The organism is Pseudomonas putida, from assembly GCF_026625125.1.
GTDB lineage: Bacteria > Pseudomonadota > Gammaproteobacteria > Pseudomonadales > Pseudomonadaceae > Aquipseudomonas > Aquipseudomonas putida_X.
In genome coordinates, this window is sequence record NZ_CP113097.1 from 5,725,765 (window position 1) to 5,739,073 (window position 13,309).

The window sequence follows — 13,309 nt, forward strand, 5'->3', positions numbered from 1 at the left end:
GCATGAGCATGAATCTGGTAACGCTCCTCTATCTCGTCGCCTCGGTCTGTTTCATTCAGGCACTCAAGGGCCTGTCGCACCCGACCACGTCGCGGCGCGGCAACCTGTTCGGCATGATCGGCATGGGGATCGCGATCCTCACCACGGTTGGCCTCATCTATAAGCTTGGCGCAGAGCTGGCAACTGCCGGTATCGGTTACGTCATCGTCGGCCTGCTGGTCGGCGGGACTGCCGGTTCGATCATGGCCAAGCGCGTGGAGATGACCAAGATGCCGGAGCTGGTCGCCTTCATGCACAGCATGATCGGCCTGGCGGCGGTGTTCATCGCCATCGCGGCAGTACTCGAACCGCAATCGATGGGCATTGTCGCTAGCATCAGCGACCCGATCCCCACCGGTAACCGCCTGGAGCTGTTCCTTGGCGCTGCAATCGGTGCAATCACCTTCTCAGGCTCCGTGATCGCGTTCGGCAAGCTGTCGGGCAAGTACAAGTTCCGCCTTTTCCAAGGCGCACCGGTACAGTTCGCCGGCCAGCACAAGCTGAACCTGATTCTGGGCCTGACCACGATTGCCCTGGGCCTGCTGTTCACCTTCACCGGCCACTACAGCGCCTTCACCCTGATGCTGGTCCTGGCCTTCATCATGGGTGTGCTGATCATTATCCCGATCGGCGGTGCAGACATGCCGGTGGTGGTGTCGATGCTCAACAGCTATTCGGGTTGGGCGGCAGCCGGTATCGGCTTCTCGCTGAACAACTCGATGCTGATCATCGCCGGCTCCCTGGTGGGCTCCAGCGGTGCGATCCTCTCGTACATCATGTGCAAAGCGATGAATCGCTCGTTCTTCAACGTCATCCTTGGCGGCTTCGGCGGAGATGTCGATGCCGGCGCGGCGCAAGGCTCGAAAGAGCAACGCCCAGTGAAGTCTGGCTCGGCGGATGACGCGACCTTCCTGCTGAGTAACGCCGACACGGTGATCATCGTACCCGGCTACGGCCTGGCGGTAGCCCGTGCCCAGCACGCGCTCAAGGAACTGACCGAGAAGCTGACCCACAACGGCGTGACCGTGAAGTACGCCATCCACCCAGTGGCAGGGCGCATGCCCGGGCACATGAACGTACTGCTGGCCGAGGCCGAAGTGCCTTACGACCAGGTGTTCGAGATGGAAGACATCAACGCCGAGTTCGGCCAGGCCGACGTCGTGTTGGTGCTTGGCGCCAACGACGTGGTCAACCCGGCGGCGAAGAACGATCCAAAGTCGCCGATCGCGGGCATGCCGATCCTGGAGGCGTACAAAGCCAAGACCGTCATCGTCAACAAACGCTCCATGGCCAGCGGCTACGCCGGCCTGGACAACGAACTGTTCTACCTGGACAAGACCATGATGGTATTCGGTGACGCGAAGAAGGTCATCGAGGATATGGTCAAAGCCGTCGAGTAACCCGCTTCCACCAACACGTGGAACGTGAAGAAGCCCCGGCGAGTCCCCTCCCGGGGCTTTTGCATTTTGCTGATCCAGATCAATGGCTCTATTCCCGGGCGCCTCATACGACCATGGTCGTGGGACGGCGCCGGGGTAAATCTCTAGACTGCCCGGCAGTAGCTTCAGTAGCCCGAGATAACAATCCATGTACCGTGATCGTATCCGCTTGTCCTCCCTGCACAGCAAGGTAATGAGTGCGGCTGATGCCGCTGGCCTGATCGAGGACGGCATGACCGTCGGCATGAGCGGTTTCACCCGCGCCGGCGAAGCCAAGGCCGTACCGCATGCCTTGGCCGAACGCGCCAAGCTGTCGCCTCTGAAAATCAGCCTGATGACCGGCGCCAGCCTGGGCAATGACCTGGACAAGCAGTTGACCGAGGCCGGCGTGCTGGCGCGCCGCATGCCGTTCCAGGTCGACAGCACCCTGCGCAAAGCCATCAACGACGGTCAGGTGATGTTCATCGACCAGCACCTGTCGGAAACCGTAGAGCAGCTGCGCAATCAGCAGCTCAAATTGCCGGACATCGCGGTAATCGAAGCGGTGGCCATCACCGAACAGGGCCACATCGTGCCGACCACCTCGGTGGGCAACTCGGCGAGCTTCGCGATCTTCGCCAAGCAGGTGATTGTCGAGATCAACCTGTCGCACAACGCCAACCTCGAAGGCCTGCACGACATTTATATCCCGACCTATCGCCCGACCCGCACGCCGATCCCGCTGGTGAAAGTGGATGATCGCATCGGCAGCACCGCGATCCCGATCGACCCCGCCAAGATCGTCGGCATCGTCATCAGCGACCAGCCAGATTCGCCGTCCACGGTGCTGCCGCCGGACGACGAAACCCAGGCCATCGCCGACCACCTGATCAACTTCCTCAAGAACGAAGTGGATGCAGGCCGCATGACCAACAGGCTCGGCCCACTGCAGGCCGGCATCGGCAGCATCGCCAACGCGGTGATGTGTGGCTTGATCGAGTCGCCGTTCGAAGACCTGACCATGTACTCCGAAGTGCTTCAGGACTCGACCTTCGACCTGATCGACGCTGGCAAGCTGAGTTTTGCCTCAGGCAGCTCCATCACCCTGTCGGGCCGTCGCAATGCCGACGTATTCGGCAACCTGGAGCGCTACAAGGACAAACTGGTCCTGCGCCCGCAGGAGATCTCCAACCACCCTGAGGTCGTGCGCCGCCTGGGCATCATCGGCATCAACACCGCGCTGGAGTTCGACATCTACGGCAACGTCAACTCCACGCACGTCTGTGGCACCCGGATGATGAACGGTATCGGTGGCTCCGGCGATTTCGCCCGTAATGCGCACCTGGCCGTATTCGTCACCAAGTCGATCGCGAAAGGCGGCGCGATCTCCAGCGTTGTACCTATGGTGAGCCATGTCGACCACACCGAACACGATGTGGACATCCTGGTGACTGAGCAGGGGCTGGCAGACCTGAGGGGCCTCGCGCCGCGGGAGCGGGCACGGGCGATCATCGATAACTGTGTCCACCCGGATTACCGTGCGGCGTTGAACGACTATTTCGATCGGGCTTGCCTGCGCGGCGGCCATACCCCGCATATCCTGCGTGAAGCGCTGAGCTGGCACGAAAATCTGGAAGAAAGTGGGCGCATGCTCGCCAGCTGATCTGTAGCAGCGGCCAGCCACTGCCATTGGCCGCCACGCGTTTCCCATCCCCAGCGATACTGTGAGGGCTGCTCTGCAGCCCTTTCGCGCCTAGTCGATTCAGCAAGGCACTCACCAAGCCAAAAAACTGTACTACTGTACCGGTAATTCCTCTCCGCTCCGCCTGAGCAAACCCATCCAAATCTCAAAAAAGCACCAAAACAGTGCCGACCAGTACAGTTGCGCCTGTTTCGAGTGCAACAGTAGGGTTACACAGTTAACTGAACCATCGTTATGCAGCAGAACTGTATCTACTGTTATGGACAGCAAAGGAGGATCATTGGCATCAGTTAAACCACTCCCTAGTCCCGCCATAAGCGGAAGGATGAAACATCATGGAACGTACCCTCAGTTCCGGTCTCGTTTTTGAAAACAACGCCCAGCAAACCAACGCTTCCCTGCCGCTGCGCGCGCTCTCTACCCTGCTGCTGTGGCAGCGCCGCATGGCCAGCCGTCGTCAACTGGCTCGCCTGGATGCCCGCCTGCTGGCAGATGCCGGTATCAGCGAGTCGCAGCGTTACGAAGAGCTGAGCAAGCCGTTCTGGCGCTAAGCCCCGGCTCGCCGGCTGCGGCCGGCACCGCGAATTTCCAAACCCGTTGCAGGAAACTGCAGCGGGTTTTTTTATGAGTTTGCCCGGTGGTTCAACCGAGGCGCTGCCGTCAGCAACAAGTACAGTTTTGCGGATAAAAAAAACAACCATAACAGTTTGCTTGTGCGCCGTTCATTAACATCCATTCATTCCGGCGCGTGATACGCTTGACTGGGCGGTCTGATAAAAACCAGATGCCCAAAGCCACCGTGACGGACGACCCGTGTGAGCGTCTCAAGCAGATCTACCCGAACCTTCCCCAGGAGTGCACGACCATGACCCGTAAATACCTGATTGGCGCAGCCCTGCTGCTCGGCCTGGCCGGCACTGCCCACGCCACCAGTTTCATTGTCACTACTGACGCAGTTGTTGGCGCGGTTGCCGCCTCCACCGACGCCACCTCCGATGTGTCTTCGTCGTTCCGCGATGACAAGATCGTGCAGGCCGCGCGCGACGACGCGGCCAGCTACGTGGGTAGCCAGGGCGCCATTCGCGGCGCCAAGCTCGAAAGCGCTTTGCTGCACATCCGCTCGAACATGCCAGCCCTGCAGGCCAGCGATGCGCAGTTGGCTCAGGCCATCCTGGCGCTCTGACCTGCTACAGCCCACAAGCGCTGGCCCTGGCCGGTACTTGTGGGCTAGCCTTCGACGTTCCTGTTCCTGTCGTAAGAAAGCCAATGCGTTATCTGTTGCCGCTACTGTTCTGCGTAGTCACCATGGGCAGTGCCCATGCCATGGACACCACCACGCAAGGCCTGGTCATCACAGGCTACGTCACCAGCCAGGTCACGACTGCCCCATTCGACCGCAAGCTGGTCAGGCAGGCTCGCGATGATGCCGCAGCCTTCGTCGCCAGCGACGGCCTGATTCACGGAGCACGCCTGGAAGCAGCGTTCAAGTCGCTACGACACGACGACATTCGTCAATCTATCGGCGACCGTGAACTGGCAGAAGCAATTCTCGTCCAATCACTAAATCTGACTCCCTGTATTTCCGGAGATGCTCCATGCGTAAACCGCTGATCGCCGCTACCCTCGGCATGCTGCTGCTGGCCGACCTGGCCCAGGCACAAACTCTGGTGGCCACCAGCAACATCATCGTGCGAGCCTTCGGCCGCTCGATCGACTTCACCTCTGACACCACCACCTCGATCCGCGACTCCAAGGTCGTGCGTGAAGCCCATGACGACGCCGCAAGCTTCGTCGCCAGCAACGGTGATATTCGTGGCGCCCAGCTTGAGGCCGCTTTCAACACACTGCGCGAACGCGTGCCTGAAGCGCGCGACGCCAGCGACCAGGTGCTGGCCGAAGCCATCCTGGCGCTGTGAACCGCGTACGTGCCTGGTTGCTCGGCTGCGCCCTGACTCTGCTGGGCACGCCCGCCCTGGCTGACCTGCAGCTCGAGCTGCAGGCAGCCGGCTTGACCCCACAGCAGGCTCAAGCCACCCAAACTCTGCTTGATGAGGCTCTGGCCAAGCTCCCTCCCCGCTTCAAGCAACAGCTCAACCGGCGCGTCGAAGTCAGCTGGAACGACAACATGCCAGCTGACGCCTACGGCCAGGCCTCCTTGGTCTCGACCCTGCAGCTCAACCGGCGCCTGCTGCCCAGCCTGGCGGACGGCAGTGCCGCCAAAGAGCGCACCAACCGTCCGCATGGCACGGTGCGTGAGGAGTTGCTGGCTACAGTCCTGCACGAACTTACCCACATATACGACCGAGCCCGACTCTGGCCCAGTGCTGAACACTCGTTGATCGCCCGCTGCAAACGCCAGCAAGGCACCGTGGGTAAGGTCGGCCTGCCCGAGCAGTGTCGCGGCCAGGCCGAGCGCCGCTTTACCCTGAGCGATGACCCGCGCCTGCTCGACCTGGCCGGCTGGCCGCAATACGTCGGCCGCCGCGGTGAGCGCGAACAGCACAATGGCCAGTTCCTGCGCAGCCCCGACAGCTATGAGCTGAGCAGCCCCAAGGAATACATCGCGGTCAACATGGAGTACTTCCTCCTGGACCCGAGCTATGGCTGCCGTCGGCCAGCGCTCAATCAGTACCTGACTGATCATTTCGGCTGGGCGCCCAAGCAGACAACATGCGCCAAGGGATTGCCATTCCTCAACGCCGGCAGCGACTTCGCCCGCCAGCCGTTGGGCGAAATCGACCCAGAGCGGGTCTACGAGGTGGACTTTCTCCTGGCCGAGGCCAACCAGAACCTGGTAAGCCGCTGGGGCCACAGCATGTTGCGCCTGGTGATCTGCAAACCCGGCCGCCCAAGGGGGCCAGACTGCCGCCTGGACCTCGACCAGCACCTGGTGCTCTCCTACCGGGCCTTCGTCAACGACGTTCAACTGTCCAGCTGGGATGGCCTGGTTGGAGCCTATCCGTCAAGGCTGTTCGTGCTACCGCTGGCCCAGGTGATCGACGAATACACCAAGACCGAACTGCGCAGCCTGGCGTCGGTACCGTTGAAGCTCAACCGCGACGAAGTAGAAAACCTGGTACGCCAGGCCGCAGAGATGCACTGGAGTTATGACGGCAACTACTGGTTCCTGTCCAACAACTGTGCGGTAGAGTCCTTGAAACTGTTGCGCAGCGGCACCGCCAACCCGCGCCTGAACGACCTCGACAGCATCATGCCCAACGGTTTGCTCGCCGTATTGAAAGGTCGCGGACTGGCCGATACCAGCGTGCTCGACGACCCGCGCGAAGCCTTGCGCCTGGGCTACCGTTTCGACTCCTATCGCGACCGCTACCAGGCGATGTTCGATGTGCTGAAGAAACAGCTGCCAGTCAAGCAGGACAAGGTCGAGGACTGGCTGGCCCAGGACGCCGAACAACGCCGCGGCTGGTTCTCGCAAGCCGACCTGCGCACCAGCGCCGCCTTGCTGCTGCTGGAACAGGCCAGCCTGCGCCGCCAACTGCTGCTGGCTCAGGATGAAGTGAAACAGCGCTATCTGAATGCGGCCGCGCTGAAAGACGGCAGTGTCAACAAGGCCGACCAGACACTCAAACAGATGCTCGCCAACAGTGGCTTCCTCAGCCGCCCGGCTGAACTGCTGGATACCCAGGGATACGGGCTGCCGCAGCCGGATGAGCGCGAGCATCTGGAGAAAGTCAGTAGTGAACGGCAGTCGCAGCTGCTGCGTTTGAGCACTGACCTCGACAGAGAAGTCAGGGCTCTGCTGGAGCCTTCGCGGGCCAAGGAAATTGCAGCGGTCGAGGCCAATGTGAAGCAGATCGGTGAACACCTGCGGGCGCTGCACAAGGCAGCAGGCGGCCTGCAACTACCTTGATCGCCCTTCTGGCCCTATCGCCGGCAAGGCGGCTCCCCCAGCGTGCACCATGGGTCATGTATGAGGGCCAATTGCCGGCGACAGGGTAGTAATGCGTCCATACGCTAGGGTTTTTCCTCTTGCTCCTCAGGCAAACCTTCATCCACATGCAGCCAAGGTAACCGGCTCCCGGTCCAGATGTGCCGCGTGGGCCGCACCCGTTCCGGGTGGTCCAGCGTCGCTACCGTCACATCGATGCTGCCCGGGCTATGCGACGTCACCAATGCCACATGTGCACCACAATCACCACAGAAGTAGCGCTTGCAACTGGCCGGTGCCACATAGCACTGCGGCCTGCCCGCCACCCATTGGAAACCGGAGCGCGGCACGGTGAGCCAGGTCACCAGCAGGCCCCCGCTGACCCGCCGGCAGATCGAACAATGGCAATGGGCGATATTGGTCAACTCACCCTTCAAGCAATAGCGCAAGGCGCCGCAATGGCAGCCACCTCCAGTTACATCAGACATCTCCTACCTCCCGTCGCCCTTTTTCTGGCGAAAGCTGGCTGAAAGCTTGCACCCATAGGATAGCCACCACTACCGGCACAAGACCGGTCAGCCAGGGCACCCGGACTATTCCGCGCCCGGCCCAATCAACAACAACAATGGTGATTCTGATGTATTCCTGTGCCCGCCCTTTCGCAGTACCCCTCCGCTTGCTCCCCGTGCAGCGCTTGACGCGCTGATTCGCCCCGATCGACTTTCCTTTCGCCGCGCCACGCCTGGAGTATTGCCATGCTGACCTTCCTCGGCTTTGCCATGGTCATCACCTTCATGTACCTGATCATGACCAAGCGCCTGTCGGCCTTGATCGCACTGATCCTGGTACCGATCCTGTTCGCCCTGTTCGGTGGTTTTTCCGCCAAGATCGGCCCGATGATGCTCGAAGGCATCAGCAAGCTGGCGCCCACAGGCGTCATGCTGATGTTCGCCATCCTTTACTTCGCCCTGATGATCGACTCCGGCCTGTTCGACCCGGCGGTGCGCAAGATCCTCAAGCTGGTCAAGGGCGACCCGCTGAAAGTCTCGGTCGGCACCGCTGTCCTGGCCCTGGTGGTCTCGCTGGACGGTGACGGCGCCACCACCTACATGATCTGCTGCGCCGCCATGCTGCCCCTGTATAGCCGCCTGGGCATGAGCCCGCGGATCATGGCCGGCTTGATCATACTCGCCGGTGGGGTCATGAACATGACCCCATGGGGCGGCCCCACTGCCCGCGCAGCCAGTGCCCTGCACGTAGACCCGTCGGACATTTTCGTACCGATGATCCCGGCCATGGTCTTCGGCGTGCTGGCGATCCTCGCCATCGCCTACATGTACGGCAAGCGTGAGCGTGCCCGCCTGGGTGAGCTGCACCTGCCTACCGACGACATCGATCACAGCGAAATTACCGTGTCGCAGTTCCCCGACGCACGCCGGCCCAAGCTTCTGTGGTTCAACGGTGCCCTCACCGCCGCGCTGATGGCTGCACTGATCGCAGGCCTGCTGCCACTGCCGGTGCTGTTCATGATCGCCTTCAGCATCGCCATGATCGTCAACTACCCTTGCCTTCAGCAGCAGAAGGACCGTATCGCCGCCCACGCTGGCAGCGTGCTCGCCGTAACCGGGCTGATCTTCGCTGCAGGTATCTTCACCGGCATCCTGTCGGGCACCGGCATGGTCGAGGCCATGTCCAAAAGCTTGCTGGCGGTCATTCCCGAGGCGCTGGGCCCTTACCTGGCGGTGATCACCGCGATCGTGAGCATGCCGTTCACCTTCTTCATGTCCAATGACGCCTTCTATTACGGGGTGCTGCCGGTGCTGGCGGAAGCGGCCAGCCACTACGGCATCAGCCCGGTGGAAATGGCCCGCGCGTCGATCGTCGGTCAACCGGTACACCTGCTGAGCCCGCTGGTACCCTCGACCTACCTGCTGGTGGCGCTGGCAGGCATCGAATTCGGTGATCATCAGCGCTTCACCCTCAAGTGGGCAGTACTGGTGTGCATGTGCATAATGCTCGCCGCACTGCTGATGGGCATTTTTCCGCTGTTCAGCAGTCTTTAAATAAACGCCTGTCACCGCAACGCGAAGTGCCCTGTGCAAGGGCGCTTCGCCACTATCGTTCGAAGGAATACACATGGAATGGCTGACCAGCCCGGAAATCTGGGTTGCCTTTTTCACCCTCACTGCGCTTGAGATCGTGCTCGGTATCGACAACATCATCATGATCTCGATTCTGGTCAGCCGCATGCCCAAGCACATGCAGGCGCGCACCCGAATCTTCGGCCTGGCCCTGGCCATGGTCACCCGCATTATGCTGTTGCTATCGATCACCTGGGTCATGCGCCTGACTGCCGACCTTTTCGTGGTATTCGGCCAAGGCATCTCGGGCCGCGACCTGATTCTGTTCTGTGGCGGCCTGTTCCTGCTGTGGAAAAGCTCCCAGGAGATCTACCACGGCCTGGAAGGTGAGGACGAAAGCGGTGAGGAGCCCAAGGGCAAGGGCGGCACCTTCCTCTTCACGATCATTCAGATCGCCATCATCGACATCGTGTTCTCCCTGGACTCGGTGATCACCGCTGTCGGCATGGTTTCGCATGTGCCCGTGATGGTCGCGGCAATCATCGTTGCAGTACTGGTGATGATGCTGTGCGCCGGTGCCATCAGCAACTTCATCGACAAGCACCCTTCGCTGAAGATGCTCGCACTTTCGTTCCTGATCGTTGTGGGTACTGTACTGATCGCCGAATCTTTCGATGTACATGTACCCAAGGGTTATGTCTACTTCGCCATGGCGTTCTCCCTTGGGGTGGAGGCCATCAACATCCGCATGCGCACCGCCATGGCGCGCAAGCGCGGCAAGGAGCAGGACGCAGTGAAATTGCGCAAGGACATTCCCGGTCAGTAAGCACCGCGAACGCAATAGTCGAGGGTCCTCATCAGGGCCCTTTTTCATGCCTTGAATTTCATGACAGGCAGGTTTCAAATGCTGGCCGCGCATGCCAAGCTGGCGACAGGTCCGCAAAACAACTAAAGCTTGAGTAAGCACTGGATAAAAACACCCACCCCCGGGCCAGGCTTACCGCTTCACCCATTGGCTCCGCCTTTGGAGCCCGGATAAGAGGGGGGCTACACCATGCTGACCCTGCTCAACCTGCTTTCCGCCGTCGCGTTGCTGGTATGGGGCACGCACATCGTCCGAACCGGCATCCTGAGAGTGTTCGGCTCCAACCTGCGCCGGGTTCTGAGCCAGAACATGGACCGGCGGCCATTGGCGTTCATCGCCGGCATCCTGGTCACGGCCGTGGTACAAAGCAGCAACGCCACCGCCATGCTGGTGACGTCATTCGTCGGCCAGGGCTTGATGGCCATGACCCCCGCCTTGGCCATCATGCTCGGTGCAGACGTCGGCACCGCACTGATGGCCAGGGTGCTTACCCTGGACCTTTCCTGGCTCTCACCACTGCTGGTGTTCCTGGGCGTGATCTTTTTCCTGTCGCGCAAGCAGACGCGTGCAGGCCAACTGGGCCGGGTAGGCATCGGCCTGGGCCTGATCATTCTGGCGCTGCAGCTGATCGTTCAGGCGGCCACCCCGATCACCCAGGCTCAGGGTGTGAAGGTACTGTTCGCCTCACTGACCGGGGACATCCTGCTCGATGCTTTGGTTGGCGCGGTGTTCGCCATGGTGTCGTACTCCAGCCTGGCGGCAGTGCTGCTGACCGCCACCCTGGCCGGCGCTGAGCTGATCAGCCTGCCGGTGGCCATCGGCCTGGTGGTCGGTGCCAACATCGGCAGCGGGCTGCTGGCGTTTCTCAGCACCAGCATGCAGAACGCCGCGGGCCGGCGGGTGGCCTTGGGCAGCCTTTTGTACAAGCTGATCGGGCTGGTACTGATCATACCGGTGCTGCACCCACTGGTGGCGTGGATGGACTCGCTCAGCTTCAGCCCCCAGGAGTTGGTGATCGGCTTCCACCTGCTCTACAACACACTGCGTTGTCTGATCCTGCTGCCCACCGTCAAGCCCATGGGGCGCCTGTGCAACGCCTTGTTGCCAGAGCGCGAGAACGGTAACGGCCAAGTGCGCCCACGCCATCTGGACGCCTCGGCGCTCACAACGCCCAGCCTGGCCCTGGCCAACGCTGCCCGCGAGACCTTGCGCCTGGGCGATATCGTCGACAGCCTGCTCGAAGCCATGCTCAACGCCCTGCGCGGCACCCAGGCCGCCCTGCCACAGCAGGTCCGCGCCTTGGGCGAAGACGCCGAAGCGTTGTACAGCGCCATAAAACTGTACCTGGCGCAAATGCCTCGGGAAGACCTCAGCGATCAGGACAACAGGCGCTGGGCCGAAATCATCGAACTGGCGATCAACCTCAAGCTGGCCAGTGACCTGGTCGAGCGCATGCTGCGCAAGGTCCAACAGCAGAAGACCAGCCAACGCCGGGAGTTTTCCCAAGTCGGCCTGCAGGAGCTCACCGGCCTGCAAGAGCAATTGCTGACCAACCTGCGCTTGGGCCTTTCGGTATTTCTCAGCGCAGACCCAGAGAGCGCGCGCTTGCTGTTGCGGGAAAAACGCCGCTTCCGTGCCCAGGAAAGGCGCCTGGCCCATGCCCATGTCAGCCGTTTGCAACGCAAGGTGGTGCAAAGTATCGAGACCAGTTCGCTACACTTGGAGCTGATCGCGGATATGAAGCGGTTGAACTCTTTGTTCTGCAGCAGTGCCTATGTGGTACTGGGTGGCTCGGACACTGGCGGGCTATTGCTCGACAGCGTGCCGGACGAAGCCCGCCTACCCTGATCTCGCCTACCTGGAGACCCAAGCTCGCCCATGCGTTGCCTGACCTTCGTTTGCCTGTTGATCTGTAGCCTGCACTCATTCGCCCTCGATCGCTCGCGTGTCGAGGGCTACCTGCTGCCCAACGGCCTGCAGGTTGTCCTTAAATCCGGCTACGAACGGGATCATGTGGCGATCCGCCTGGTGGTAGGTGTGGGCCTGGACGACTTCGACTGCGAGCAGAAAGAGTTGCCGCACCTGCTCGAGCACTTGCTGTTCAGCGGCATCGACGAGACCGGAGAGGGCGGCCTGGAAGAGCGCCTGCAGGCGTTGGGTGGCGAATGGAACGCCTTCACCAGCAGCGCCGACACCACCTTCGTCATCGAGGCCCCGGCGCGCAACCAGCGCAAGGTGCTGGACCTGCTCCTGGCGGTAGTGCGTGACACCCGCATCGACGCCAAGGCCCTGGCCACGGCCAAGCGCATCATCGAACGTGAAGACGGCGGCCACTATGGCCACCTGCAACGCTGGCTCGACCGCCAGGACATCGGCCATCCGGCCAGCGATCAGTTGGCGACCGAGCTGGGCCTCAAATGCCCGGAACGCTCCAACCTCGATGACATGACACTGGAGCAGGTACAAGCACTGCGTGATCGCTGGTACGCCGCCAACAACATGACCCTGATCATGGTGGGCGGCCTCGATCGGCTGCTGCCGGCCTATCTGGAGCGCACCTACGGCGAACTGCCGGCCACCGAGCCGCAGGAGCGGCGCAACCTGGATAGCATCAGCCAGCAGGCCGAACAGCGGCGCGACCTGACCCGGGGCTTTCTGGGCGACAGCGTCAAACTGCACTGGCTATTCATCGAGCCGGTACTGGACAACGACCACCAGTCGACACTCGACCTGCTCTCACGCTATCTGGACTGGGCCCTGTACGATCAAATGCGCCTGCGTCACGGCCTTTCCTACGGGCCTTCGGTACAGCGGGAAAGCTTTGGTGACAGCGGCCTGCTCAGCTTGAACGCTGACCTTGAGCGCGACGACGTCGACGAGGCCGTCAAGGTGATGCAGAAACTGTTCGACCACTTGCGGGAGGACGGCCTCGACCCGGATATATTCGCCCGCATCAAGGAGGCCGCCGTTGCCAAGGAAGGCTGGAGTACCCAGGGCAACAGTGCGCTGGCCGATTACTACTGGGGGGCACTCAACGCCTACAGCAACGGGCGCTTTGCCGACCCCGCCCGGCAGCTGCGACAGGTCAGCCTGGACCAGGCCAATGAAGCGTTGAAGGCATTGCTCAAGGACGAAGGTTACCTGCGCATCGAGAAGCCGTTGCTTGGGTATGACGAGCTGTACGGGCTGATTGCGTTGGGGCTTGGCGTGATCCTGGCCGCCGGGCTACTGCGTCGCCGGCGTACTTCACCGCAACCACCGAGCGGTGCTACACGGCAGCGGTGATTCGGCGGTATCCTTTCGACAGTACCGGCC

At 61.5% G+C, this 13,309-nt stretch carries 12 protein-coding genes; 11 read left to right on the top strand and 1 reads right to left on the bottom strand.

The window, feature by feature from the left end:
• Positions 1 to 2: 2 nt before the first annotated feature.
• The 7 genes from OSW16_RS26305 to OSW16_RS26335 all read left to right on the top strand — a co-directional run bounded on the left by OSW16_RS26305 (position 3) and on the right by OSW16_RS26335 (position 7,030).
• On the top strand, positions 3 to 1,439 hold the full coding sequence (locus OSW16_RS26305) for an NAD(P)(+) transhydrogenase (Re/Si-specific) subunit beta (protein WP_241806768.1): 1,437 nt from the start codon (positions 3 to 5) through the stop codon (positions 1,437 to 1,439).
• 187 nt (positions 1,440 to 1,626) lie between these two features.
• Positions 1,627 to 3,120 carry an acetyl-CoA hydrolase/transferase family protein gene (locus tag OSW16_RS26310; protein WP_039604671.1) on the top strand — a complete coding sequence of 498 codons (1,494 nt, stop codon included), beginning with the start codon at positions 1,627 to 1,629 and terminating at the stop codon, positions 3,118 to 3,120.
• A gap of 374 nt (positions 3,121 to 3,494) precedes the next feature.
• Positions 3,495 to 3,710, top strand: coding sequence for a DUF1127 domain-containing protein (locus tag OSW16_RS26315; protein WP_012316827.1), 216 nt, complete (start codon positions 3,495 to 3,497; stop codon positions 3,708 to 3,710).
• A 314-nt stretch (positions 3,711 to 4,024) separates the two neighbouring features.
• Positions 4,025 to 4,342, top strand: a complete 318-nt coding sequence (locus OSW16_RS26320) for a DUF2388 domain-containing protein (protein WP_241806772.1) — start codon at positions 4,025 to 4,027, stop codon at positions 4,340 to 4,342.
• Positions 4,343 to 4,425: 83 nt separating this feature from the next.
• Positions 4,426 to 4,770, top strand: coding sequence for a DUF2388 domain-containing protein (locus OSW16_RS26325; protein ID WP_267819630.1), 345 nt, complete (start codon positions 4,426 to 4,428; stop codon positions 4,768 to 4,770).
• Positions 4,755 to 5,075 carry a DUF2388 domain-containing protein gene (locus OSW16_RS26330; RefSeq protein WP_225779918.1) on the top strand — a complete coding sequence of 107 codons (321 nt, stop codon included), beginning with the start codon at positions 4,755 to 4,757 and terminating at the stop codon, positions 5,073 to 5,075. The genes OSW16_RS26325 and OSW16_RS26330 overlap by 16 nt, the downstream gene beginning before the upstream one ends.
• A complete protein-coding gene (locus OSW16_RS26335; protein ID WP_267819634.1) occupies positions 5,072 to 7,030 on the top strand; it encodes a DUF4105 domain-containing protein in 1,959 nt (652 codons plus the stop codon). Before OSW16_RS26330 ends, OSW16_RS26335 begins: the two co-directional genes overlap by 4 nt.
• Positions 7,031 to 7,134: 104 nt before the next feature.
• Here the strand turns inward: OSW16_RS26335 and OSW16_RS26340 are convergent, their stop codons facing one another.
• A complete protein-coding gene (locus tag OSW16_RS26340) occupies positions 7,135 to 7,536 on the bottom strand; it encodes a GFA family protein (RefSeq protein WP_267819635.1) in 402 nt (133 codons plus the stop codon).
• Positions 7,537 to 7,803: 267 nt separating this feature from the next.
• On the opposite strand from OSW16_RS26340, the gene OSW16_RS26345 reads away from it, so the two are divergent.
• The 4 genes from OSW16_RS26345 to OSW16_RS26360 all read left to right on the top strand — a co-directional run bounded on the left by OSW16_RS26345 (position 7,804) and on the right by OSW16_RS26360 (position 13,279).
• Positions 7,804 to 9,111 (top strand): CitMHS family transporter, encoded by a 1,308-nt coding sequence (locus tag OSW16_RS26345; RefSeq protein WP_012316833.1) that lies wholly within the window; start codon positions 7,804 to 7,806, stop codon positions 9,109 to 9,111.
• A 73-nt stretch (positions 9,112 to 9,184) separates the two neighbouring features.
• On the top strand, positions 9,185 to 9,955 hold the full coding sequence (locus OSW16_RS26350) for a TerC family protein (RefSeq protein ID WP_267819638.1): 771 nt from the start codon (positions 9,185 to 9,187) through the stop codon (positions 9,953 to 9,955).
• 228 nt (positions 9,956 to 10,183) lie between these two features.
• Entirely contained in the window at positions 10,184 to 11,842 is a 1,659-nt protein-coding gene (locus OSW16_RS26355; RefSeq protein ID WP_241806778.1) for a Na/Pi cotransporter family protein, read from the top strand.
• A gap of 30 nt (positions 11,843 to 11,872) precedes the next feature.
• Positions 11,873 to 13,279 carry a M16 family metallopeptidase gene (locus OSW16_RS26360; RefSeq protein WP_267819640.1) on the top strand — a complete coding sequence of 469 codons (1,407 nt, stop codon included), beginning with the start codon at positions 11,873 to 11,875 and terminating at the stop codon, positions 13,277 to 13,279.
• The last annotated feature ends 30 nt before the right edge of the window (positions 13,280 to 13,309 follow it).